The 20,009-nt window shown below is 70.8% G+C and carries 21 protein-coding genes; 10 read left to right on the plus strand and 11 right to left on the minus strand.

Annotated elements, in window-relative coordinates:
- The first annotated feature begins 29 nt into the window (after nucleotides 1-29).
- The 3 genes from R2K23_RS00495 to R2K23_RS00505 all read left to right on the plus strand — a co-directional run bounded on the left by R2K23_RS00495 (nucleotide 30) and on the right by R2K23_RS00505 (nucleotide 2,351).
- Complete coding sequence (locus R2K23_RS00495; protein WP_316513588.1) at nucleotides 30-365, plus strand: rhodanese-like domain-containing protein; 336 nt, start codon at nucleotides 30-32, stop codon at nucleotides 363-365.
- A 61-nt stretch (nucleotides 366-426) separates the two neighbouring features.
- Entirely contained in the window at nucleotides 427-1,521 is a 1,095-nt protein-coding gene (locus R2K23_RS00500) for a DUF4328 domain-containing protein (RefSeq protein ID WP_316513590.1), read from the plus strand.
- Between the two features lie 5 nt (nucleotides 1,522-1,526).
- Complete coding sequence (locus R2K23_RS00505) at nucleotides 1,527-2,351, plus strand: glycerophosphodiester phosphodiesterase (RefSeq protein ID WP_316513594.1); 825 nt, start codon at nucleotides 1,527-1,529, stop codon at nucleotides 2,349-2,351.
- 1 nt (nucleotide 2,352) lies between these two features.
- Here the strand turns inward: R2K23_RS00505 and R2K23_RS00510 are convergent, their stop codons facing one another.
- From R2K23_RS00510 to R2K23_RS00530, 5 genes are all read right to left on the minus strand, one after another.
- On the minus strand, nucleotides 2,353-2,898 hold the full coding sequence (locus R2K23_RS00510) for a ferritin (protein ID WP_316513595.1): 546 nt from the start codon (nucleotides 2,896-2,898) through the stop codon (nucleotides 2,353-2,355).
- Nucleotides 2,899-3,024: 126 nt separating this feature from the next.
- Nucleotides 3,025-3,600: a ferritin gene (locus R2K23_RS00515; protein WP_316513597.1), complete on the minus strand. Its 576-nt coding sequence runs from the start codon at nucleotides 3,598-3,600 to the stop codon at nucleotides 3,025-3,027.
- Nucleotides 3,601-3,627: 27 nt separating this feature from the next.
- Nucleotides 3,628-4,998 (minus strand): LCP family protein, encoded by a 1,371-nt coding sequence (locus tag R2K23_RS00520; RefSeq protein ID WP_316513599.1) that lies wholly within the window; start codon nucleotides 4,996-4,998, stop codon nucleotides 3,628-3,630.
- A 9-nt stretch (nucleotides 4,999-5,007) separates the two neighbouring features.
- A complete protein-coding gene (locus R2K23_RS00525) occupies nucleotides 5,008-5,793 on the minus strand; it encodes a CPBP family intramembrane glutamic endopeptidase (protein ID WP_316513601.1) in 786 nt (261 codons plus the stop codon).
- A gap of 52 nt (nucleotides 5,794-5,845) precedes the next feature.
- The gene (locus R2K23_RS00530; protein ID WP_316513603.1) at nucleotides 5,846-6,619 is read right to left on the minus strand and encodes a DUF2470 domain-containing protein; all 774 of its coding nucleotides are present in this window, start codon (nucleotides 6,617-6,619) and stop codon (nucleotides 5,846-5,848) included.
- Nucleotides 6,620-6,734: 115 nt separating this feature from the next.
- On the opposite strand from R2K23_RS00530, the gene pheA reads away from it, so the two are divergent.
- Both pheA and R2K23_RS00540 read left to right on the plus strand, forming a co-directional pair.
- Nucleotides 6,735-7,655, plus strand: a complete 921-nt coding sequence (pheA, locus tag R2K23_RS00535) for a prephenate dehydratase (RefSeq protein ID WP_316513605.1) — start codon at nucleotides 6,735-6,737, stop codon at nucleotides 7,653-7,655.
- Entirely contained in the window at nucleotides 7,652-8,344 is a 693-nt protein-coding gene (locus tag R2K23_RS00540; RefSeq protein WP_316513607.1) for a histidine phosphatase family protein, read from the plus strand. Before pheA ends, R2K23_RS00540 begins: the two co-directional genes overlap by 4 nt.
- 245 nt (nucleotides 8,345-8,589) lie before the next feature.
- On the opposite strand, the gene R2K23_RS00550 is transcribed toward R2K23_RS00540, so the two are convergent.
- Both R2K23_RS00550 and R2K23_RS00555 read right to left on the minus strand, forming a co-directional pair.
- Nucleotides 8,590-8,940 (minus strand): metallopeptidase family protein, encoded by a 351-nt coding sequence (locus tag R2K23_RS00550; protein ID WP_316513611.1) that lies wholly within the window; start codon nucleotides 8,938-8,940, stop codon nucleotides 8,590-8,592.
- Between the two features lie 3 nt (nucleotides 8,941-8,943).
- Nucleotides 8,944-10,476: a septum formation family protein gene (locus R2K23_RS00555; protein ID WP_316513613.1), complete on the minus strand. Its 1,533-nt coding sequence runs from the start codon at nucleotides 10,474-10,476 to the stop codon at nucleotides 8,944-8,946.
- A gap of 131 nt (nucleotides 10,477-10,607) precedes the next feature.
- Here R2K23_RS00555 and serS point away from each other — a divergent pair, with 131 nt between their 5' ends.
- Together serS and R2K23_RS00565 are read left to right on the plus strand one after the other, a co-directional pair.
- The gene (gene serS, locus R2K23_RS00560; protein WP_316513616.1) at nucleotides 10,608-11,861 is read left to right on the plus strand and encodes a serine--tRNA ligase; all 1,254 of its coding nucleotides are present in this window, start codon (nucleotides 10,608-10,610) and stop codon (nucleotides 11,859-11,861) included.
- 20 nt (nucleotides 11,862-11,881) lie between these two features.
- A complete protein-coding gene (locus R2K23_RS00565) occupies nucleotides 11,882-12,676 on the plus strand; it encodes a DUF5718 family protein (RefSeq protein ID WP_396893699.1) in 795 nt (264 codons plus the stop codon).
- Between the two features lie 4 nt (nucleotides 12,677-12,680).
- Here the strand turns inward: R2K23_RS00565 and R2K23_RS00570 are convergent, their stop codons facing one another.
- Complete coding sequence (locus R2K23_RS00570) at nucleotides 12,681-12,986, minus strand: hypothetical protein (protein ID WP_316517554.1); 306 nt, start codon at nucleotides 12,984-12,986, stop codon at nucleotides 12,681-12,683.
- Nucleotides 12,987-13,018: 32 nt separating this feature from the next.
- Nucleotides 13,019-14,581, minus strand: coding sequence for a Rieske 2Fe-2S domain-containing protein (locus R2K23_RS00575; protein WP_316513619.1), 1,563 nt, complete (start codon nucleotides 14,579-14,581; stop codon nucleotides 13,019-13,021).
- A 212-nt stretch (nucleotides 14,582-14,793) separates the two neighbouring features.
- Here R2K23_RS00575 and R2K23_RS00580 point away from each other — a divergent pair, with 212 nt between their 5' ends.
- Genes R2K23_RS00580 through R2K23_RS00590 form a run of 3 tightly spaced genes read left to right on the plus strand, consistent with a single transcriptional unit; the run spans nucleotide 14,794 to nucleotide 17,114 of the window.
- Entirely contained in the window at nucleotides 14,794-15,552 is a 759-nt protein-coding gene (locus R2K23_RS00580) for a lysophospholipid acyltransferase family protein (protein ID WP_316513621.1), read from the plus strand.
- A 3-nt stretch (nucleotides 15,553-15,555) separates the two neighbouring features.
- A complete protein-coding gene (locus tag R2K23_RS00585) occupies nucleotides 15,556-16,302 on the plus strand; it encodes a lysophospholipid acyltransferase family protein (protein WP_316513623.1) in 747 nt (248 codons plus the stop codon).
- Complete coding sequence (locus tag R2K23_RS00590) at nucleotides 16,299-17,114, plus strand: HAD family hydrolase (RefSeq protein WP_316513625.1); 816 nt, start codon at nucleotides 16,299-16,301, stop codon at nucleotides 17,112-17,114. The genes R2K23_RS00585 and R2K23_RS00590 overlap by 4 nt, the downstream gene beginning before the upstream one ends.
- Before the next feature lie 81 nt (nucleotides 17,115-17,195).
- Here the strand turns inward: R2K23_RS00590 and R2K23_RS00595 are convergent, their stop codons facing one another.
- Together R2K23_RS00595 and R2K23_RS00600 are read right to left on the minus strand one after the other, a co-directional pair.
- On the minus strand, nucleotides 17,196-18,839 hold the full coding sequence (locus R2K23_RS00595; RefSeq protein WP_316513627.1) for an N-acetylmuramoyl-L-alanine amidase: 1,644 nt from the start codon (nucleotides 18,837-18,839) through the stop codon (nucleotides 17,196-17,198).
- Between the two features lie 162 nt (nucleotides 18,840-19,001).
- Nucleotides 19,002-19,889, minus strand: a complete 888-nt coding sequence (locus tag R2K23_RS00600) for a hypothetical protein (protein WP_316513629.1) — start codon at nucleotides 19,887-19,889, stop codon at nucleotides 19,002-19,004.
- Nucleotides 19,890-20,009 lie beyond the last annotated feature (120 nt).

A 20,009-nucleotide genomic window follows, 5' to 3' on the forward strand; every position in this document is an offset into this window, starting at 1 on the left:
CGTGTGACAGTCGTGACAGGATCGAGGGCATGGACGAGGTATCACAGGTGCAAGTCAGTGCGCTCCCGACGCAGTTCGGCGGCGACGCCGTCCTGCTCGACGTCCGTGAGGATGACGAGTGGCAGCAGGGGCACGCGCCGGAGGCGCTGCACATCCCGATGGGCGACGTACCGGCCCGGATCGCCGAGATCGACTCGGGCAAGGAGCTGTTCGTGATCTGTCAGGCCGGGGGTCGGTCCCTGCGCGTCGCCCAGTATCTGCAGGCCAACGGCTATCAGCCGGCGAACGTCGAGGGCGGCAAGCTGGCGTGGCAGCAGGCCGGCCGACCGGTGGTCACCGACTCGGGTGCCCCCGGCACCGTCTGATGCCTCGCGGTTGTCGGCCGAGCCCAGGGCCGGCCGGGTCGGCGCTGGTTAGGCTGGTCCGGTGATCCAGGTCTGTTCCTCGTGCAGCACCCGGTGGAACGTCCGCGACAAGCAGCGGGCGTGGTGCCCGCGGTGCCAGGGCAGGCTGCTGCCGCCGGATACGGCGGCAGCGTCGGCGGCCCCCTCGGGCTGGAGCAGGCCCGGCTCGACAAGTGGCGCGGCGCGCCCGCCCGGCCAGTCGGCGAAGCTGCCGCCCGGGTTGCGCTGGATCGCGGTGCGGCCCGGGGCCCCACCGCCGCCGCCGGCGCGGCGGCGTCCCCTGGGCCCCACGCCGCGGTACGACTTCATCCCGCGCTGGAGCCTGCCGGATCCGGTCACGTTCGGGGTGGAGCCCTCGACGCCCGCTCTCACCGGTCCGACGGCCACCCAGGTTCGACGTGTGCTGACCGCCACCGCCGTGGTGCTCGCCGCGGCGGCGCTGATCTACCTGCTCCGGTATGTCCTGTTGCTGGTCAACCGGACCGTGTTGATCAATTCGGTGATCGCGGCCGGCGCCACGCTGCTGGGCATCCTGGCCAGCGTGGCCGCGCTGGCGGCGGTGATCACCTGCTGGGTGGTGATGACGCGCTGGCTCATCGCCCGGCGGACGCAATTGTTCGCGCACCTGGGCCGCACCGACCGGCCGACCTCGGCGCTGTGGGCCGGCTGCATGGTGCCGCTGGTCAACCTGTTCTGGGCGCCGGTGTTCGTCATCGAGACCGCAACGCTCGAGGGGCTCTACCGACGCCTGCGGAAACCCATCGTGACCTGGTGGTTGCTGTGGGTGCTCAGTGCTCTGGTGTCGGTGGTCGCGTTCCTGACGTTGTTCTCGTTCGGCTGGATCAGCATCGCGCTGAACACCTCGGCGCAGGGGATCGCGGACAACACCGTCGCGATGGTCTGCGCCTACCTGGCGGCGTTGGCGGCCGTCCTCGCCCTGGGCCGGGTCTACCGCGGGTTCGAGGCCAAACCGGTGGAACGACCGGCGCACCGGTGGGTCGTCGTCGGTGCCGGATCGGCGGGCGCCGCACCGCCCGAACCGGTTGCCGCGACGGCCGGCGCGCCGCGCGACGTCGACCGTCCGGTTGAGCCGACGGGCCGGGAACCGGCAGCATAGGGGCCATGGAGTTGGCCGGCGAAGCCTCCGCAGCGCACCCATTCGTGGTGGCGCACCGCGGCGCGTCGGCCGACCGCCCGGAGCACACGGTGGCGGCCTACGAACTGGCCCTGCAGGAGGGCGCCGACGGGGTCGAGTGCGACGTTCGGCTGACCCGGGACGGCCATCTGGTGTGCATCCACGATCGCCGGGTGGATCGAACCTCCTCGGGCACGGGTCTGGTCAGTGAGATGACGCTGAACGAGTTGCGCCAGTTGGACTTCGGCGCCTGGCACGGCAGCCGGCGCGACGACGGCGACGTGGGCGACACCGGTCTGCTGACCCTCGAGGAGTTGGTGCGGCTGGTGCTCGACTTCAAGCGCCCGGTCAAGTTGTTCATCGAGACCAAACACCCGGTGCGCTACGGCGGCCTGGTGGAGAGCAAGGTGTTGGCCCTGCTGCACCGGTTCGGGATAGCTTCCCCGGCCTCGGCGGACCTGTCGCGCGCCGTCGTGATGTCGTTCTCCGCCGCGGCGGTGTGGCGGATCCGGCGGGCCGCTCCGATGCTGCCGACCGTGCTGCTCGGGGAAACCTCCCGTTACCTGGGCGGCAGCGCCGCGACCACCGTCGGCGCCACCGCCGTCGGGCCGTCGATCGGCACGTTGCGCGAGTATCCGGAGTTGGTGGACCGGGCCGCCGCGCAGGGGCGTGCGCTGTACTGCTGGACCGTGGACCACTACGAGGACGTGCGGTTCTGCGCCGACCTCGGCGTGGCGTGGCTGGCCACCAACCATCCCGGGAGGACCAAGGATTGGTTGCAGAACGGCCTGACCGGGGCCGGCCGGGATTGACCTAGAGGGCGCCGCCGGCGGCGGCCGGGGCCGTGCTGTCGGCCGGGCCCGCCCCGAGCTCGCGGGCCACGTAGTCCTCAAGGTCGAACAGGTTGTCACCGGCGCGATCGGCGATGCGCAGCAGGGTGGTCATCGTCGAGACCTCCTCGACCTGTTCCTTGAGGAACCAGCCCATGAACTGCTCGCCGAGGTAGTCGTGTTCGTCGCGGGCGGCCGCCGCCAGCGCGACGATGTTCTCCGTGACGGCGCGCTCGAGGTCCAGCGCCAGCGCCACCGCCTCGCGGGCGGAGACAAAGTCATTGCGGACCGGGTCGATGCCCGGGATCTCGACGTCCGCCCCGCGGTCGAGGAGATAGCGAACGAACATCATCGCGTGGTTGCGCTCCTCGACGGCCTGCCGGTAGAAGAACGCAGCCAGCTGCGGGAGGTCGGCGGAGTCGAAGTGCACGGCGATCGCAACGTATTGCTGAGCGGCGGTGAACTCGTCGCGAACCTGGTCGCGGAGCAGGCCGTGGAACTTCGTGTCGAGGTCGTCGTCGCGGATCATGATCACCAACATACTGCCTGGTCAGCGCCCCTGTCATGCAAGGTAACGCTTAGTTCGGACAGCTTGTCCTAAGTTAGGTTACCCAACTTGGGCACGGCGCGGGCGCGCCGATGAGCAGTTAGCTGATCACTCCGGGAGCAGGGTCACGGTGCCGCCGGCCGGGGTGGGTGCGGTGGGGTCGGCCGACGGCGTCGAGTTCAATTCCCGGTCCACGAAGTTCTCCAGGTGGAACAGATTGTCGCCGGCGCGTTCGACGACGCGCAGCAGCGTCGTCATGGCCGCGACCTCCTCGACCTGTTCCTTGAGGAACCAGCCCATGAACTGCTCGCCGAGGTAGTCGCCGCTGTCCCGGGCCGCCCGGGCCAGCCGCGTGACCTGCTCGGTGACCGCGCGCTCCTGGTCGAGCGCCAACTCGACCGGTTCGCGGACCGAGGCGAACTCGGTGGTGACCGCAGGCACTGGCGGGATCCGCACCGGCGCACCCTTGTCGAGGAGGTACCGGACGATCATCATCGCGTGGTTGCGTTCCTCGACCGCCTGCCGGTAGAAGCGCTTGGCCAGCTGCGGCAGGTCCGCGCCGTCGAAGTACACCGCCACCGCGGTGTACTGCTGGGCGGCGGTGAACTCGTTGCCGACCTGCTCGGCGAGCAGGTCAAGGAAGGTCCCGCCCGAGGCGTCGCGGTCGTCCGGAAGACTCGTCACCACCGCGAGCCTAGTGAGCCGGTGGCCTCACGGCTGCGCATCGAGGACCGACTGGGGCACCGGGGCGTCGGCGGCCAGTGCCCCGAACAGCGCGCCGGCCACCTCCTCGTCCCAGGTCACGACGGCGCCGGAGCTCGTCGAGCTGTATGAGCCGATCGGCACCGTGACGGTCACCGGCGAGCCGCGCAGCGCCCAGCCCAACCGCGCCAGATCCCAGACGTGGTCGTCGGTGTCGACGGCGATCGCGTCGGCGGCGGCCCGCGGCACCGCGTACCAGCGCCACGGGTTGAGCCACACCGACGGGCTGGCTGCGCGGTGCAGCAATGCGGTCATGAACTGGCGTTGGTTGACCATCCGGTCGAGGTCGGCGCGCGGGGTGGCGCGGCTGCGTACGAAACCCAGCGCGGTGCGGCCGTCGAGTTGCTGGCAGCCGGCCGGCAACTCGATGCCCGCCAGCGGGTCGCTGATCGGCTCGGCCGGGCAGGCGGTCACTCCGCCCAGGGCGTCGACGAGGACGGCGAAGCCGCCGAACCCGACCTCGGCGTAGTGGTCGATGCGCAGGCCGGTGGCCTGCTCGACGGTCTGGGTCAGCAGCGGCGGGCCGCCCAGGGCATAGGCCGCGTTGATCTTGTCGCTGCCGTAGCCGGGGATCGACACGTAGGAGTCCCGCGGAATCGAGACCATGGTGGTCGGCGTGCTCGACCCCAGGCCGGGCAGGTGCACCAGCAGGATGGTGTCGGTGCGGCTGTTGCCCAGGTCGCCGCCGGTCGTCAGCTCGGCCTGTTGTTCCGGGGAGAGGTCGGCGCGGCCGTCGGAGCCGACCAGCAGCCAGGTGGTGCCGCGGGCCGCGGCGGGCCGGTCCGGGTAGCTCGGCAGCGCGTCGATGCGGTTCAGGGCGCGGTCGAACCACACCCCGACGCCGACGACGCCACCGGCGGCGAGCAGCACCAGGACCAGCAGGATGCGGCCCCACGGCCGGCGCTTGCGGGTCTTGCGCGGGGCCGGCGGTGGGGGCGCGGCGGGTGCGGGGGCCGGGCGCGTGCGTGCCAGCGGCGCCGCCGGGCGCGCGGGGCGCGGGCGGCGGGGCGGCGAACCTTGTGCCGGTGGCGGGGGATTGCGCCGCGGCGGCGCGGTCGGCGGTGGGGCCTGCCGCGGCGGTGCCGGGGGTGGGGGGCCCGGCGGTGGCGGTGCGCCGTACCGGGGTGGCGGGGGAGCGGATCGAACTGGCGGCGGCCCCGACGGTGGGGGCGGGGCCTGGGCGGGGAAGCCGCGGCCCGGCGCCGGGCGGTGGTGCGGGTCGCGCCGGATGACTTGCGACGGCTCACCGGGCGGCTGCGGACGACGGGCCGGGCCGGCGGGCCGCTCGGGCTGCCCGCGGCGAGGACGCTCGTCGTTCACGGCCTCAATTTACGTGGTGGCGGGCGGTTCTATGCCGAGCCAGCCCAAGTGCGGCGCCAGCAGCGCGTAACCGACGAAGGCGACGGCGTCGATCACGCCGTGCGCGATGATCAGCGGCCACAGGCGGCCGGTGCGCTGCCACACGTAGCCGAAGATCAGGCCCATCGCCAGGTTGCCCAGCCCGGCACCGAAGCCCTGGTACAGGTGGTAGAGCCCGCGCAGCACGCTCGACGCGATCACCGCGGTCACCGGATTGACCCGGAACTGCCGCAATCGGGTGAGCAGGTAGCCCACCACCACCACTTCTTCGGCCCAGCCGTTGGCGAACGACACCAGCAGCAGCACGGGAATCCGCCACCAGGTGTCCCCGAGTTCGGTCGGCACCACCGCGGCGCTCAGGCCCATCGCCCGGGCGGCCACGTACAGACCCAGCCCGGGGATCCCGATCAGCGCCGCGAGGCCGAGCCCGCCGAGCAGATCCGGCCGGCCGCGCAGCCGACCCAGTCCGATGCGCTCGGCGGTGTAGCCGCTGCGCCACAACAGATAGACCGCGAGCGCGCCCCAGGCCACCAGCTGAGTGATGTAGGCCAGGTTCAGCCCCAGGTCGATGAGGTCGAAGTAGGACCGTTTCGGGTTCAGGGCAACGGTCTGGCCGGCGAGGCCGCGCAGCACGAAGTCGATCAACTGCAGCGTCGCGGTGACGGCACTGAGGCCGAACGTGACGGCGAGGACGACGACGACCTCGATGCGCAGCGCGCGTCGGTCGTGGGCGCTCAGGCCGTCAGGTGCGCTCACCCCGCCACGGTAACGCCCGGCGCGACCGGGCACTGCGTGAGACCCGCTGCGGTCAGGGGGTTCTGCGCGCGCGCAGGCCGTTGACGAACGGGCAGCCCATCAGGATGCGGATGGCCTGGCTCAGCCCCGTCACGTCGTCGACGGGACGGGTGAACGGCAGGCGGACGTCGTGGTCGCCGTCGTCGCCCTCGACGCGCAGCCGCATCCCGTAGCGGTCCAGTCCGAGCGGGCGGACCTGGCCACCGCGCAGCGGCCGCGGCAGCTTGGCGGCGAGCCGGTCGACGATGTCGCGGTGGTCGGAGTCGATGTGGCGCAGCCAGCAGGTCTCCATGGCGCAGAACGGGTCGGGCCGGGCCTCGAGCAGCGCGCCGAGCGGTACCGATTCGGCGCCGGTGGCGTCGGCGACGACCACGGAGTCGATCTCCAGCCGCAGCAGCGTGTATTCGGTGCCGACCTGCAGCAGTGCCGGATTGGGGTCCTCGGCGGCCACCACATCGAGCGTCGGGCGCAGCATCGCCTCGGGGATCTGGAACATCCGGCCGCGGATCCAGACCAGCGACCGCACCGGCTCGCGCAGTGGCAGCGGCGCGTAGTCGGTCAGTTCGAGGACGGCTTGGATGCCCGCGGCGCCGGCGGAGACGACGTTGGCCGCCGCGACGCCGTTGACGGGGACGGTGATCGCGAAGGAACCGTCGGCGAGCAGATGGTGCACGGCCACCGATTCGGGTTCGGAACCGTCGAGAGCGATGAGGGCGCTTTGGGCGCGGATACAGGCGCTGCGGATGCGTTCCGCCGTTGTCGGCCCGGGGGTCGTCGCCAGTGTCATAGTGACCTTCCAGGTTCTGGCCGGGGTCCCGACCAGGGTCGTTCCAAGTGAGGTAAGCCTAACTTAACCAGAAACGCGAGCGGCTGCGCAAGACTTTCCCGATAGGGTCGGAGCCGTGACCGCCATCGCCTATCTCGGTCCCCAGGGGACGTTCACCGAAGCGGCGCTGGCCGGGATGACCGCCGCCGGCTTGGTGCCGGGCCGGCCGGAGGTACGACCGGTGCCCACCGACAGCACCCCGGCGGCGCTGGAGGCGGTGCGCGCGGGCAGCGCCGACTACGCCTGCGTCCCGATCGAGAATTCGATCGAGGGCTCGGTGTTGCCGACGATGGACGCGCTGGCCGCGGGGTCGGCGCTGCAGATCTTCGCGGAGTTCACCCTCGACGTGGCGTTCAGCATCGTCGTGGCGCCGGGCACCCGGGCCGCCGACGTCCGCACGGTGGCGGCGTTCCCGGTGGCGGCCGCGCAGGTCCGCCGCTGGTTGCAGGAGCACCTGCCGCACGCCGAGGTGGTCCCGGCCATCTCGAACGCGGCCGCGGCGGCCGACGTCCGCAACGGGGCCGCCGACGCGGGCGTCAGCACCGCGCTGGCCGCGCAGCGCTACGAACTGGCGTCGCTGGCCGACGGCGTCGTCGACGAGGCGAACGCCCGCACCCGCTTCGTGTTGGTCGGTCGTCCCGCGCCCCCGCCGGCGCGCACCGGCGCCGACCGCACCTCGGTGGTGCTCAAGCTGGACAACGTGCCGGGCGCGCTGGTCAGCGCGCTGACCGAGGTCAGCATGCGCGATATCGACCTGACCCGGATCGAGTCCCGCCCCACCCGGGTGGAACTGGGCACCTACGTGTTCTTCCTCGACTGCGTGGGCCATATCGAGGACAGCGCGGTGGCCGAGGCACTTACCGCGCTGCATCGACGTTGTGAAGATGTGCGATACCTCGGATCATGGCCCACAGGAACGGCGGTCGGCGCGGCGCCGCCACAACTCGACGAAGCGGCGCGCTGGCTGGCCCGGCTGCAAAAGGGAGAACCGGCGTGAGCGGACGGTTGGTACTCGTCCGGCACGGCCAGACCTACGGCAACGTCGAGAGGCGCCTGGACACCCGCCCGCCCGGCGCCGAACTGACTCCATTGGGCCGCGATCAGGCCCGGACCTTCGCCCGGACCGCCCCGGCGGCGCCCGGCTTGCTCGGCCATTCGATCGCGATCCGCGCCCAACAGACCGCCACCGAGATCGGCGGGCTGCTGGGCGTGGACCCGCTGGAGTACCCCGGCATCCACGAGGTGCAGGTCGGTGAACTGGAAAACCGCAACGACGACGAGGCGGTCGACGAGTTCACCCGGATCTACCGGCGCTGGCACGAAGGCGAACTCGACCTGGCGATGCCGGGCGGGGAGAGCGGCGTCGACGTGCTGGACCGTTACATCCCCGTGGTCAACGACCTGCGCCGGCGCTATCTCGACGACGCGAGCTGGACCGAGGACATCGTGGTCGTCAGCCACGGCGCGGCGATCCGGCTCGTCGGTGCGGTGCTGGGCGGGGTCGACGCCGCCTTCGCGCTGGACAACCACCTGGCCAACGCCGAATCAGTGGTGTTGGCGCCGATCACCGACGGCCGGTGGAGCTGCGTGCACTGGGGTGCCGTCGGCCCCCCGCTGACCCCGCAGCCCACCGTCGCGCAGACTCAGGCCGAGGACACCCAACGCGCGCCGGACCCGATGGGCTGATCGCACCCGCAGCTCACCGCGACGCAGTCGATGTCGAAGGCGTGCAGCGTCAGTTCCGGGCTTTCACACCCGTCCTCGGTGCACTCGGGACGACCCGACCAATGCCGGATGAGCGTGCCGTGGCAGTGCGCCGTCTCCGCGGCGCAGGCTCGACAACTCGTCTCCATGAGCCGTTCCTATCACCGCGGGCCGACAATGCGGCGGTGCCGCGCCTGCGAATCGGCGACTTCGTCGACCGACGACGTTCAGGCCCAGCCCAGTTCGTGCAGGCGCTCGTCGTCGATGCCGAAGTGGTGGGCGATCTCGTGGACGACGGTGATCTTGACCTCGTCGACCACCTCGGCCTCCGAGCCGCACATGTCCAGCAGGGCGTCGCGGTAGATGAAGATGGCGTCCGGTAGCGCGCCGGCGTAGTGGCTGTCGCGCTCCGTCAGGGCGATCCCCTCGTACAGGCCGAGGAGGTCGGGTTCGTCGGGGTGTCGATCCTCGACGAGCACCACCACGTTGTCCAGCCCGGCCGCCAGTTCGGGCGGGATCTGGTCCAGCGCGTCGGACACGAGCTCCTCGAAGCGCTCCGCGCTCATCTGTACCGGCATCGATCAGGCCGGTGGCGGAGCCTCGCCGGGCCCGGGTGCCGGGCCGGCCGGCGGAGCGCCAGGGGGCGGTGCGGGCGCGTCCGGCGGTGGGGGAGCGTCCGGTGGGGGCGGCGGCGCGTCCGGTGGGGGCGCGCCCGGCGCGGGCCCCGGTTCGGGGCCGGCCGCGGGTTCGGGTTCGGGCGCCTGCGTCTGTGCCTGGGTGGCGGTCGCCTGCTGCGGCGACTGCCGGCCGGCGGTGCCCTGCGAGGACGATCCCGAGCCGGCCCCGGCACCCGACGACTGCGACGAGCCGAAGTTCTGCCCGCCCGAGGACCCCGGCAGCGGGATCGGCGGGAGGTTGAGGCGTTCCGGCGGGATGGCGGGCGGCGGGACCGGCGGCTGACCGTTGATCAGCAGCGGTCCCTTGGCATCGTTGATCAGGGTCGCCCAGCCGCCGTTGCCCAGCGTCGCGCCGATGCTGCAGGCCACCTGGCGGCTGCCGGCCGACCAGCTGGGCAGCGAGATGGTGCTGTAGATGAGAGTCAGCGTGGTGGTGCGCAGCTGCACCGGGGCCAGGTATTCGTCGGTCAGCCGGGTGCAGGTGTCCTTGATGAAGTCGTCCTGCTCGGACTCCGGGGGCAGCCCGTCCGGGAAGCGCTCCCCGAGGTTCACCGACCCGGTGACCTCCATGGCGTGCGGGGTGGCGCAGTCGACCGGGATGTCGGTGGGCTGATTGCTCGTCGGGTCGATGCCCAGGCAGGTGCCGGCCGGCCACACCTTCGACTGGTCGATCTCGGCGACCTTGCCCGAAAACGCCAGCTGGCCCCCGTCGGGTCCGGGCAGCTGCAGGCCGCAGAGCATGCGGCGTTCGCCGTGCTTGCTCCAGGCCTGGTCACCGGACCACAGCATGCTGGTGGTGAAGCGGCTGTTCGGGTCGTAGCGGTGACCGAGATACTTCTGTACGGCGGCCTGACACTGCTCCTGGCTGATCTGCTGGATCCGGGCCTGGGACGGCGGCGCGGCGTCCGGGCCGTACTCGGAGCCGGGGAAGGTCCGCATGTCCACCGACTCGGCGACCTCGAAGCGGTGCTCGTCCTTGCAGTCCACCACGGTGGCTTCGTCCGGCACGCCCTCGGGCCAGTTGAGGCAGTCCCCGGCAACGGCGTTGTTGAAGGCCTCGGTGCCGCGGGTCCCGGTCGCGGGAACCGGATTGGTCTCCAGGTAGCTGGTCAGGCCGCCACGGTGGGTGCCGACCGGCAGCGCCGTGATGAGGCCGGCGATCAGCAGCGCGCCCAGCGCGGTGAGGACCAGGGCTCGTCGGGTGGAGCGGGCGTGCAGGGTGCGTAACCACCCGAACGGCTCGCGGCGGGGTTCGGGCTGTTCGGGTTCTGCAGCGTCGAGGTCTGCAGTGTCGTCGACAGGTTCGGGGTCGGCCGGTTCCGCATCGGCCTCCGCGACGGGTTCATCGTCGGTGAGGTCGGGAGCGGAATCCTCGTCGATCGGGTCGACCGGTTTGTCCCCGTCGTCCTGCTCAGGTACTTCGGACATCAGGTCCATTGTGACAGGCGTGTCAGGGGCTGTGACAACTGTTGCAGAAGTAGCGTTATGGGGTTGTGTCCCGGCGGTCGCGATTCCCAACGACCACCTCACGATGCCGCGCGTCGGGGACAAACGTAGTGTTGACGGGCGTGATCGACCTGAAGATGCTCCGGGACGAGCCCGACGCCGTTCGCCGGTCGCAGCGCAGCCGCGGCGAAGACCCGGCGTTAGTCGACGCGCTGCTGTCCGCGGACACCGCCCGCCGCGCCGCCGTCTCCGCCGCCGACAACCTGCGCGCCGAGCAGAAGGCGGTCAGCAAGCAGGTGGGCGCGGCCGCTCCCGAGGACCGGCCGGCGGTGCTGGCCCGGGCCAAGGAACTCGCCGCCGAGGTCAAGGCCGCCGAGGCCGCGCAGGCCGAGGCCGAGCAGGCCTTCACCGCGGCGCACCTGGCGGTCTCCAACGTCATCATCGACGGTGTCCCGGCCGGCGGTGAGGACGACTTCGTGGTCCTCGACACCGTCGGCGAGCCGGCCGCCATCGCCGAACCCAAGGACCACCTGGAGCTGGGCGAGGCGCTGGGACTGATCGACATGGAGCGCGGGGCCAAGGTGTCCGGGTCCCGGTTCTACTTCCTGACCGGCCGCGGGGCGCTGCTGCAGTTGGGACTGCTGCAGCTGGCGGTGCGGGTCGCCACCGAGAACGGGTTCACCCTGATGATCCCGCCGGTGCTGGTCCGGCCCGAAATCATGAGTGGCACCGGATTTCTCGGCTCGCACGCCGACGAGGTCTACCGGATCGAGTCCGACGACATGTACCTGGTGGGGACCTCCGAGGTGCCGTTGGCGGGCTACCACGCCGACGAGATCCTCGATCTCAGCGACGGCCCGCGGCGGTACGCGGGCTGGTCGTCGTGCTTCCGCCGGGAGGCCGGCAGCTACGGCAAGGACACCCGGGGCATCATCCGGGTGCACCAGTTCGACAAGGTCGAGGCCTTCGTCTACTGCAAGCCCGAGGATGCGGCCGCCGAGCATGAGCGCCTGCTGGGTTGGCAACGAGAGATGTTGGCGCACATCGATGTTCCCTACCGGGTGATCGACGTGGCGGCCGGCGACCTGGGCTCGTCGGCGGCGCGCAAGTACGACTGCGAGGCGTGGGTGCCCACCCAGCGGGCCTACCGCGAGCTGACCTCGACGTCGAATTGCACGACGTTCCAGGCGCGGCGGCTGTCCACCCGGTACCGCGACGACAACGGCAAGCCGCAGATCGCCGCGACGCTCAACGGGACGCTGGCGACCACCCGGTGGTTGGTCGCCATTCTGGAGAATCACCAGCAGCCCGACGGCTCCGTGCGGGTGCCGCAGGCGTTGGTGCCCTACGTCGGTACGGAGGTACTCGAACCGTGATCAATCTTGACTTCGACGAGATGCGCAACTGGTTCGGCTTCGGGGTGGCGGGCAACTTCGCGGGCCACCTGGAGCAGGCCGGCGAGGCCGCCGACTTCGTCAGCGTCGTCAGCGAGGGCGGCGCGCCAAAGGGGATATTCCCTTGGTACGCACCGGGACACGACAGCTTCCTGGGCCAGTACCCGCTGTCGTCCGAGCAGATCCTGCTGCCGCCGGAGAGCCCGGATTTCACCGGGCCGCTGAATCTGCAGATCGAACCCGAGGTGGGCCTGGCCTGCCGGGTCAAGTGGAACGGCGACACGGTCGCCTCGCTGGAACCGTTCGCCCTGGGCGCGTTCAACGACTGCTCGATCCGGCGCCCGGGTGCGGCGAAGATCAGCCACAAGAAGAACTGGGGTCCGGCGTCCAAAGGGGTTGCCGCCCAATTCTTCGAGATCAGCGACCTCACGCCGGACGGGCCCACCGCCACGCTGCGGCTGGTGTGCTTCCTGCGCGGGTCGGACGGTCACGAGCACGCCTACGGGGTGGACAGCCCGCTGCTGGGTTACTCCTACTACGGCGAGGTCCTGCTGGACTGGGTGGTCGAACGGCTGGCGAATCAGAAAGGCTCGTCGGACACCCCACTGGAGGACGTGGGCGCGCTGATGGTCGCCGCCGGGCACCCGGAGCACGTGCTGATCGGCATCGGCGCCACCCGGTACACCGAACTGGGCGAGTCGACCTACCTGCAGGGTGGGGACCAAGCCGTGGTGCGCGTGTACGACACCGCCTCGGACGCCGCTTCCGAACTGCGGCAGACGGTTTCGCCGCGCTGACCGGCTACTGCTCGAGCACCTCGTCGAGCATGGCCAGGAATTCCTTCGGCCGCAGCGGCGTGAACGCGGGCTGCTGCCGTGCGCCGATGTCGAGGGTGACCAGCGTCGACTTGATCGGCCGCCAGATGTCCAGCGGCAACCAGCGGCGCAGGTTCAGATCTGAACTGCCCCAGATCCGGAACCGCTGGGTGAAAAGGCCCAGCGGTTCGGCGGTGTAGCCGCGGATCGACGCGACCGGGATCACCTTCGCGGTGCCCGACGGGAAGTGGTAGCGCCGCAAGGTGATCGCGTGGCGGTCCAACTGGACCATGCCGTCGTCGTAGAACTGCCGCGGTGGGGCGCTCACAGCTTCGCCGTCCTCAGCTCGTGACCCTTGGAGGTCAGGCAGCGGCCATTGGTCAGATTCCACTGCCAACCGTGCAGATTGCAGGTCAACGTGTCGCCCTCGACGACACCGAACTTCGACAGGTCGGCCTTCAGATGCGGGCAGCGGCGCTGGATCTCCCAGCCGTCCAGCGTGATCGACGCCGAGTCGTCGTGCGCCTCGGCGAACCAGCCGTCGGCGTAGGCGATCCGTTCGTCGGTCAGGCACTTGAAGAACGTGTACAGATACTCGTTGTAGCCGCCGACGCGCCACGCCTTGAACCGGGTGGACAGGAAGATGGTGTTGACCCAGTCCGGCTCCCGGTCGCGCAAAACGGTGCGCACCAGTTCGGCCCCGATCTCGAACCCGTAGCGGAACTTCTCATCCGGGATCGGTTCCCGCACAGTCCGTTTCGGGAAGTCCAGGACCACGGTCTCGTTGTGCTCGCGCGAGGTCAACCGCAGTTCGACGGGGTAGCCGATGCCGTCGCAGATCTGGTCGGTCTGCAACATGATCGGCTCGAACAGGCCGCGCAGCGGTTCCAGCAGCGGCTCCCCGGCCGCCGGGGCCCAGCGGGCCTTCTCGGCGGCGAGCACCGGCGCCATCCGCTGGGCGTAGGCCTCGATGTAGTCGGCCTTGCCGGTGGTGAAGAGCGCCTGCAGTTCCTCGTCGGGCAGCGGCTGGGTCAGCGACCGCAACTGTGTGCCGGCGAAGTCGGCGACCGTACCCGGCACCATCAGCACTCCGCCGTCATGCCCGTGTCGGCGCAGCTGGTCGAGGAACACCCACTGGTCGGGGAAGATGTTGGCCGGGTCGCCCCGGTCGTCGTTGAGGTCGCGCAACTCGGCGTCGAGGAAGCACGGCGGGCCCGCCGACGGGATCACCCACGTCGCGCCCACCTGGGCGATGTACTGGCGGCAGCGGTCCATCTGCCGCTGCCGCTTCTGGCTGCCGAAGGCCTCCTTGGCGCGGTCGGGCATGTCGTAGACCATCGGGTACCAGATGGCGCCGGAGTACTGCAGCATGTGCACGTCGACGTGGCCGAACTCAGCGGCGACCATGTCCAGGTCGATCGGGCGGGCGTCATTCATGTTGAACGCGGTGGTGACTCCGTCCGACACCACCAGGCCGGAATCCCCGATCGGTCCGTCGGCCGGGGCCCGCAGCGCGATGATCATGATGTCGAGTTCGCCCTTGGGCCCGCGCACCGTGTGCTTGGTCGAATCGGCGGTCTCGAAGAAGCGGTGGAAGCCCAGCTTCTCCAGCTCACGCTTGAGGTCCGGCACCGGGAAGTCCGGCAGCAGCACCACGGCGTCCTTGTTGACGTGCGCGCGCAGGTTCTCCGGGTCGAAGTGGTCCTTGTGCAGGTGCGAGATGTAGAGGTAGTCGCAGTCGCCGAGGGCGTCCCAGTCCAGCCCGCTGTTGTCCGGGAAGACGAACCACGACCCGAAATAGGCCGGGTTCACCCACGGGTCGCACAGGATGCTGCCCGCTGTGGTGTCAATCCGGAAGCCGGCGTGACCGACGCTCGTGACCTGCACTGATCTCTCCGAACACGATTTTGGCCGGGCTGCGGCCGGGCCTTCTGCAGTGCCGAGCTTAGTCGCCGTCGCACCCCGGGGCGCTCGACGGCCGACCGTGGTTCTTCGGCCGTCGGGCCCCGGAGGTGGTGCCAATGTGCCCTGGCGGCCGCCGTGGCCTCACCAGTTCGCCGGTTCGGCCGTCCGCGGGGCCCCGGCTAGGCTGAGTGGCTGTGGAACCCGTATACGGCACCGTCATCCAGCTTGCGCGCGCGGCCTGGCGAATTCAGGGCCTCACGTTCACGGTGACGGGGGTGGAGAACCTGCCCAAGACGGGCGGCGCCGTCGTGGCCATCAACCACACCAGCTACTTCGACTTCACGTTCGCCGGCCTGCCCGCCTACCAGCAGGGGCTGGGCCGCAAGGTGCGGTTCATGGCCAAGCAGGAGGTCTTCGACCACAAGGTCGGCGGTTTCCTCATGCGCAAGCTGCGGCACATCCCGGTGGACCGGGAGGCCGGCGCGGAGTCGTTCGCCGAGGCCTGCCGTCAGCTCCAGGCCGGTGAGTTGGTCGGGGTGTACCCGGAGGCCACGATCAGCCGCAGCTTCGAGATCAAGGAGTTCAAGTCGGGCGCGGCGCGGATGGCGATCGCCGCCGGGGTGCCGATCGTCCCGCACATCGTGTGGGGGGCGCAGCGGGTGTGGACCAAGGGGCATCCCAAGAACCTCTGGCGGCCCAAGGTGCCCATCTCCGTCGCGGTGGGCGAGCCGATCGCGCCGACCCTGCCCGCCGCGGAACTGACCGCGCTGCTGCACAGCCGGATGCAGCACCTGTTGGAGCAGGTGCAGGACGCCTACGGCCCGTACCCGCCCGGTGAGTACTGGGTCCCCAAGCGCCTGGGGGGCAGCGCACCGTCGCTGGCCGAGGCCTCGCGAATGGACGCGGAGGAGGCTGCGGAGCGGGCTGCGCGACGGGCCCAGCGGCCGGAGTGAGCCATGGAGCCGGTCTTCCGCACCCTGGAGATCGCGGCCGGCATCGCCCTCCGCGTCACCGGAACCAGGATCACCTTCCGCGGGTTGGAGAACATCCCGCAGCGCGGGGGTGCGGTCATCGCGATCAACCACACCGGCTACATCGACTTCCTGCCCGCGGCGCTGGCGGCCACCGCGCGCAAACGCCGGTTGCGGTTCATGATCAAGGCGGAGATGCAGGAGGTGCCCGCGGTCAACTTCCTGATCAGGCGAACCGGCACCATCCCGGTGGATCGCAGCGCCGGGGCCGGGGCCTACGCCGTCGCGGTGCAACGGTTGCGTGAGGGCGAGCTGGTCGGGGTGTACCCGGAGGCCACGATCAGCCGCTCCTTCGAGCTCAAGGAGTTCAAGTCGGGGGCGGCGCGGATGGCGTTGGAGGCGCAGGCGCCGCTGATCCCCCTGATCGTCTGGGGCGCCCACCGGATGTGGACCAAGGACCACCCGAGGCGCTTGGGCCGCAACAAGATTCCGATCACCGTCGTGGTCGGAGAGGCGCTGGCGCCCGTCGGCGATGCCCGCGAGCTGGAGGCCGCGCTGCGGTCCTCGATGACGACGATCCTGCACGCCGTGCAGGAGGACTATCCGCATCCGGCCGGCGCCCACTGGGTGCCGCAGCGGCTCGGCGGCGGCGCCCCGACCCTGGCCGAGGCCAAGCGGCTCGACGAGGCCGAACTGGCCGCGCGGGCCAGAAAGCGAAGTGACCACAAATGACGCTGCCCGCCCTGATCGCCACCGATGTGGACGGCACCCTGCTCGACGACGACGAGCGGATCACCCCGCGGACCAAGGAGGCGGTGGAGGCCGCGGTGGCCGGCGGCACGCAGTTCATCCTGGCCACCGGCCGGCCGCCGCGCTGGGTGGCGCCGGTGGTCGACGAGCTGGGGTTCGCGCCGATCGCGGTGTGCGCCAACGGTTCGGTGCTGTACGACCCGGCGACCGACCGGATCCTGTCGGTGCGCACGCTGTCCATCGACGCCCTGGTCCGGCTGGCCGACATCGCCGAACGGGTGTTGCCGGGTTCCGGGTTGGCCGTCGAGCGGGTGGGGGAGAGCGCCCACGATGCGGCGACGCCGCAGTTCGTGAGCTCGCCCGGCTACGAGCACGCCTGGTTGAACCCGGACAACACCGAGGTGTCCCTGACCGACCTGCTGTCGGCCCCCGCGATCAAGCTGCTGATCCGCCAGGCCGGCGCCACCAGCTCCGACATGGCCGCCGCGTTGCTCCCGCACATCGGCAGCGAGGCGGACATCACCTACAGCACCAACAACGGTCTGATCGAGGTCATGCCGTCGGGAGTGAGCAAGGCGACCGGGATCGCCGAGTTCGCCGACCCGTTGGGCATCGGCGCCGACGAGATCATCACCTTCGGCGACATGCCCAATGACGTGTCGATGCTGGCCTGGGCCGGTCACGGGGTGGCGATGGGCAACGGGCACCCGGCTGCGATCGCCGCGGCGGACGAGGTGACCACGCCGAACACCGACGACGGGCTGGCCCGGGTCCTCGAACGCTGGTGGCTCTGACCCCACGCCGTCGTCGGCCCAAACGTCCCTTTGGGCCGCAAAGGGCGAGTGGTTTCCGGTTTTTCGTCGATCTCGGCGGCGCTAGTTGGTGATCTTCAGCTGGATCGGGGTGAAGCGCTCGAGCTGGACCGGCGGGCCGTCCGGCGGTGGCGGTGGCAGCCGTTGGGCCACCCCGTCGACGACGCGGGTGACCAGCCCGGTCTCGCGGTCGTAGTTCAGCGTCCCGCGCTGGAAGTTCTGCACGATCCATTGCGGCTCATGGATTTCCGCACTGGTCGGCAGGCCCAGCAGGCCGCGCTCGTAGCCCAGCGACGCCCAGGCCGCGTAGATGGCGCCGGTGACCGGCTCGGCCCCGCTCTCCGGTGACCAGTACATGGCACCGTGCTCGAAGGTCGCGTAGCGCGCGCCGCGGTCGGCGAACGCTTCCGGGGAGGTCGGCCTGCCGAGCGGTGAGGCTTCCCCACCCATGGACTCCCATTTGGCCAGGATCGCGCCGCCGCGCAGGCGGTCCTCGAGGGTCAGCGGGGGCGGCGGCTGGTTGAACCGCGCGGCCAGGTCGCGGATCTCGTCGAGCGCGGCGTAGGCGGCGTCCCCCGGGCAGTCGGTGTTCCCGACGTCGCGGTGGGTGAAGATGGTGGGCAGCGTGGGCATGGAGCCGCGCGCGAAGTGGGTGAACTGGCCGCCGGCCGACGGCAGAACCACGGTGCCGCGCGGGTCGACGTGGTCGAGCCCGAGGCGCCAGCCGAGCAGCCGGCCCATGGTGCCCAGCAGGATGTCCGGCGGGCGGAACTCGTTGAAGTTGCCGAGCATCGCCACGCCGAAGGTGTTGTGGTTGAAGCCGCCGGAGTGGGAGCCCTCCACCGGGCGGTCGGTGCCCCCGGCCCGGCCCTCGAAGACCTGCCCGTACTTGTCGACCAGCACGTTGTAGCCGATGTCGCACCAGCCCAGCGTCTGGGTGTGATACGCGTAGATCGCCCGGATGATCGCGGCCGAATCCTCGGGCGCGTAGTCGTTGTTGCCGGCGGTGTGGTGCACCACCGCGGCCTGCACCGCGTCGCCGTAGACCGGCGGGCCGCAGCGACCGGTGGGGCCGGCGCCCCACTGCGCGCGACTGATGATGACGGGCGGTTGGCCGGCGGGCAGCGCGGCGGTGGGCGGCGTCCACTGGACGTCGACCGGGGCCTGCGGCGGGCTGATGAAGACCGCGGAAAGGTGCTGTCCCAGAGGTTGTTCGACGCTGGCGGGACGGTAGCCGAGCTCGCGGTCGGCGTCTTCTTCGCGCGGTTCGCCGGCGGTGGTGGTCGGCGCGTCCGGCGGTCGGTGGACCGCGATCTGCACGCTGGTGGTGTTGCCGACGAAGACGGGGTCGGTACCGCGCGGCGCGCTGTCGGTGTCGTTGTCGGCGGCCGAGCGCAGTGGTTCGGCCTCGTACCACGGACCCCAGCTGCCGTCGCCGCGCTTGGCCCGGATCCGCGCGGAGGTGTCGGTGAGGTCGTCTCCGGTGAGCGCCACCATGGAGAACGGTGTGGGCTGGGAGATCTCCCGCACGGTGGTGCCGCCCCCGACCCCGTCGAGCGGTTGCTCGATCAGGCGGGTGTCCTCGGCGCTGGGTTGGTCCCGCTGCGACTGCGACCCGTCGAGGGCCCACGGCAGGATCACCACGGTCGCTGCGATCGCGGTGAGCAGCAGAGCCGGCTGTGGCCGGCGGCCGGAACGGCGGGGCACGGCCTGATGTTACGTAAGTGTCGGTTGTTGCCTGTGTTTCGACACGGTACGAAAGTGAATTATGTGACCAATGTGCAACGGCACCGCAGGGAGTTCGGGCTCTGAGGGGTCGAAGGTGAGCCCACCCTGCGGTGCCGTTTGGTTACAGGAATCTGGCGTCGGTCACCCCGCCGCGGCGGTGGCGGCCTCGGCCGCACCGGCGGCGGCTCCGGCGGCGGCCTCGGCAGCCGGGGCGGCGGCGCCCTGGGCGGCCGGTGCCGCGGACTGCACCGCGCTCATGATCGACGGCATCACGACGCCCTTGAGCAGGTCGATCGCCTGACCGGCGCCGAGCTGGTTGGCGGCGCTGCTCAGGTCACTGATCAGCCCGCCGCCCCCGGTCGAGGCCGGCATCGCCGCCAGCGAGGGGTCACCCAGGATCGGGTAGGTCCCCGCCATCGGGTCGAGCCCGATCGGCGCGCTGATCGGCACCTCATTGGGCAGCCCCAGGCCGGGTGCCGCACCGGGCACCGGCGCCAGCGGATCGGTCAGCGCCGGGCTCAATCCCGGATCGGTCAGGCCGGGCGTCAGGCCCGCGGGGCTGGTCAGCTCCGGGGTCAGGGCCGGGTTGGCCAGCGCGGGGTCGGTGAGCGACGGCGTGGTCAGCCCGGGGGTGGCCGGCGTGGTGAGCCCCGGAGTCGTCAGCCCCGGTGTCGTCAGGCCCGGCGTGGTCAGCCCGGGGGTGGTCAGGCCGGGGGTGGTCAACCCGGGGCTCGTCAGGCCCGGACCGGTCAGCGCCGGATTGGTCAGCCCGGTGCTGGGCATGGCGCCCGCGGGGCTGAGCCCAGTGGGCATCGGGGGCAGGTTGATGCCGAACTGCGAGAGTCCTTGCTGCAGCGCGGACATCAGCTCGTTGGGCAGGTCGGTCACGACCGCTGCCTGCTCGAAATCCCGCTCCTGCGGATCCGGCGACAGCTCGGAAAGGGCGATCACGGCAAAAGGACTCGCAACGGCCAGGGCGGCGACCGCGCTCATGGCTGTCGAGAGCTTGCGTCGACGTCGGTTTGGCACGGAAGTCTCCTCAATCTGGACTACATGTGTGCGTCTTGAACTACTGGATCGACGGTACAGCTGTGACAGCTGTGACTAGAGTGACGATGCAGAATCGTGAGCTAATCGCGACACGGCGGA

Source organism: Mycolicibacterium sp. MU0050 (genome assembly GCF_963378085.1).
GTDB lineage: Bacteria > Actinomycetota > Actinomycetes > Mycobacteriales > Mycobacteriaceae > Mycobacterium > Mycobacterium wendilense.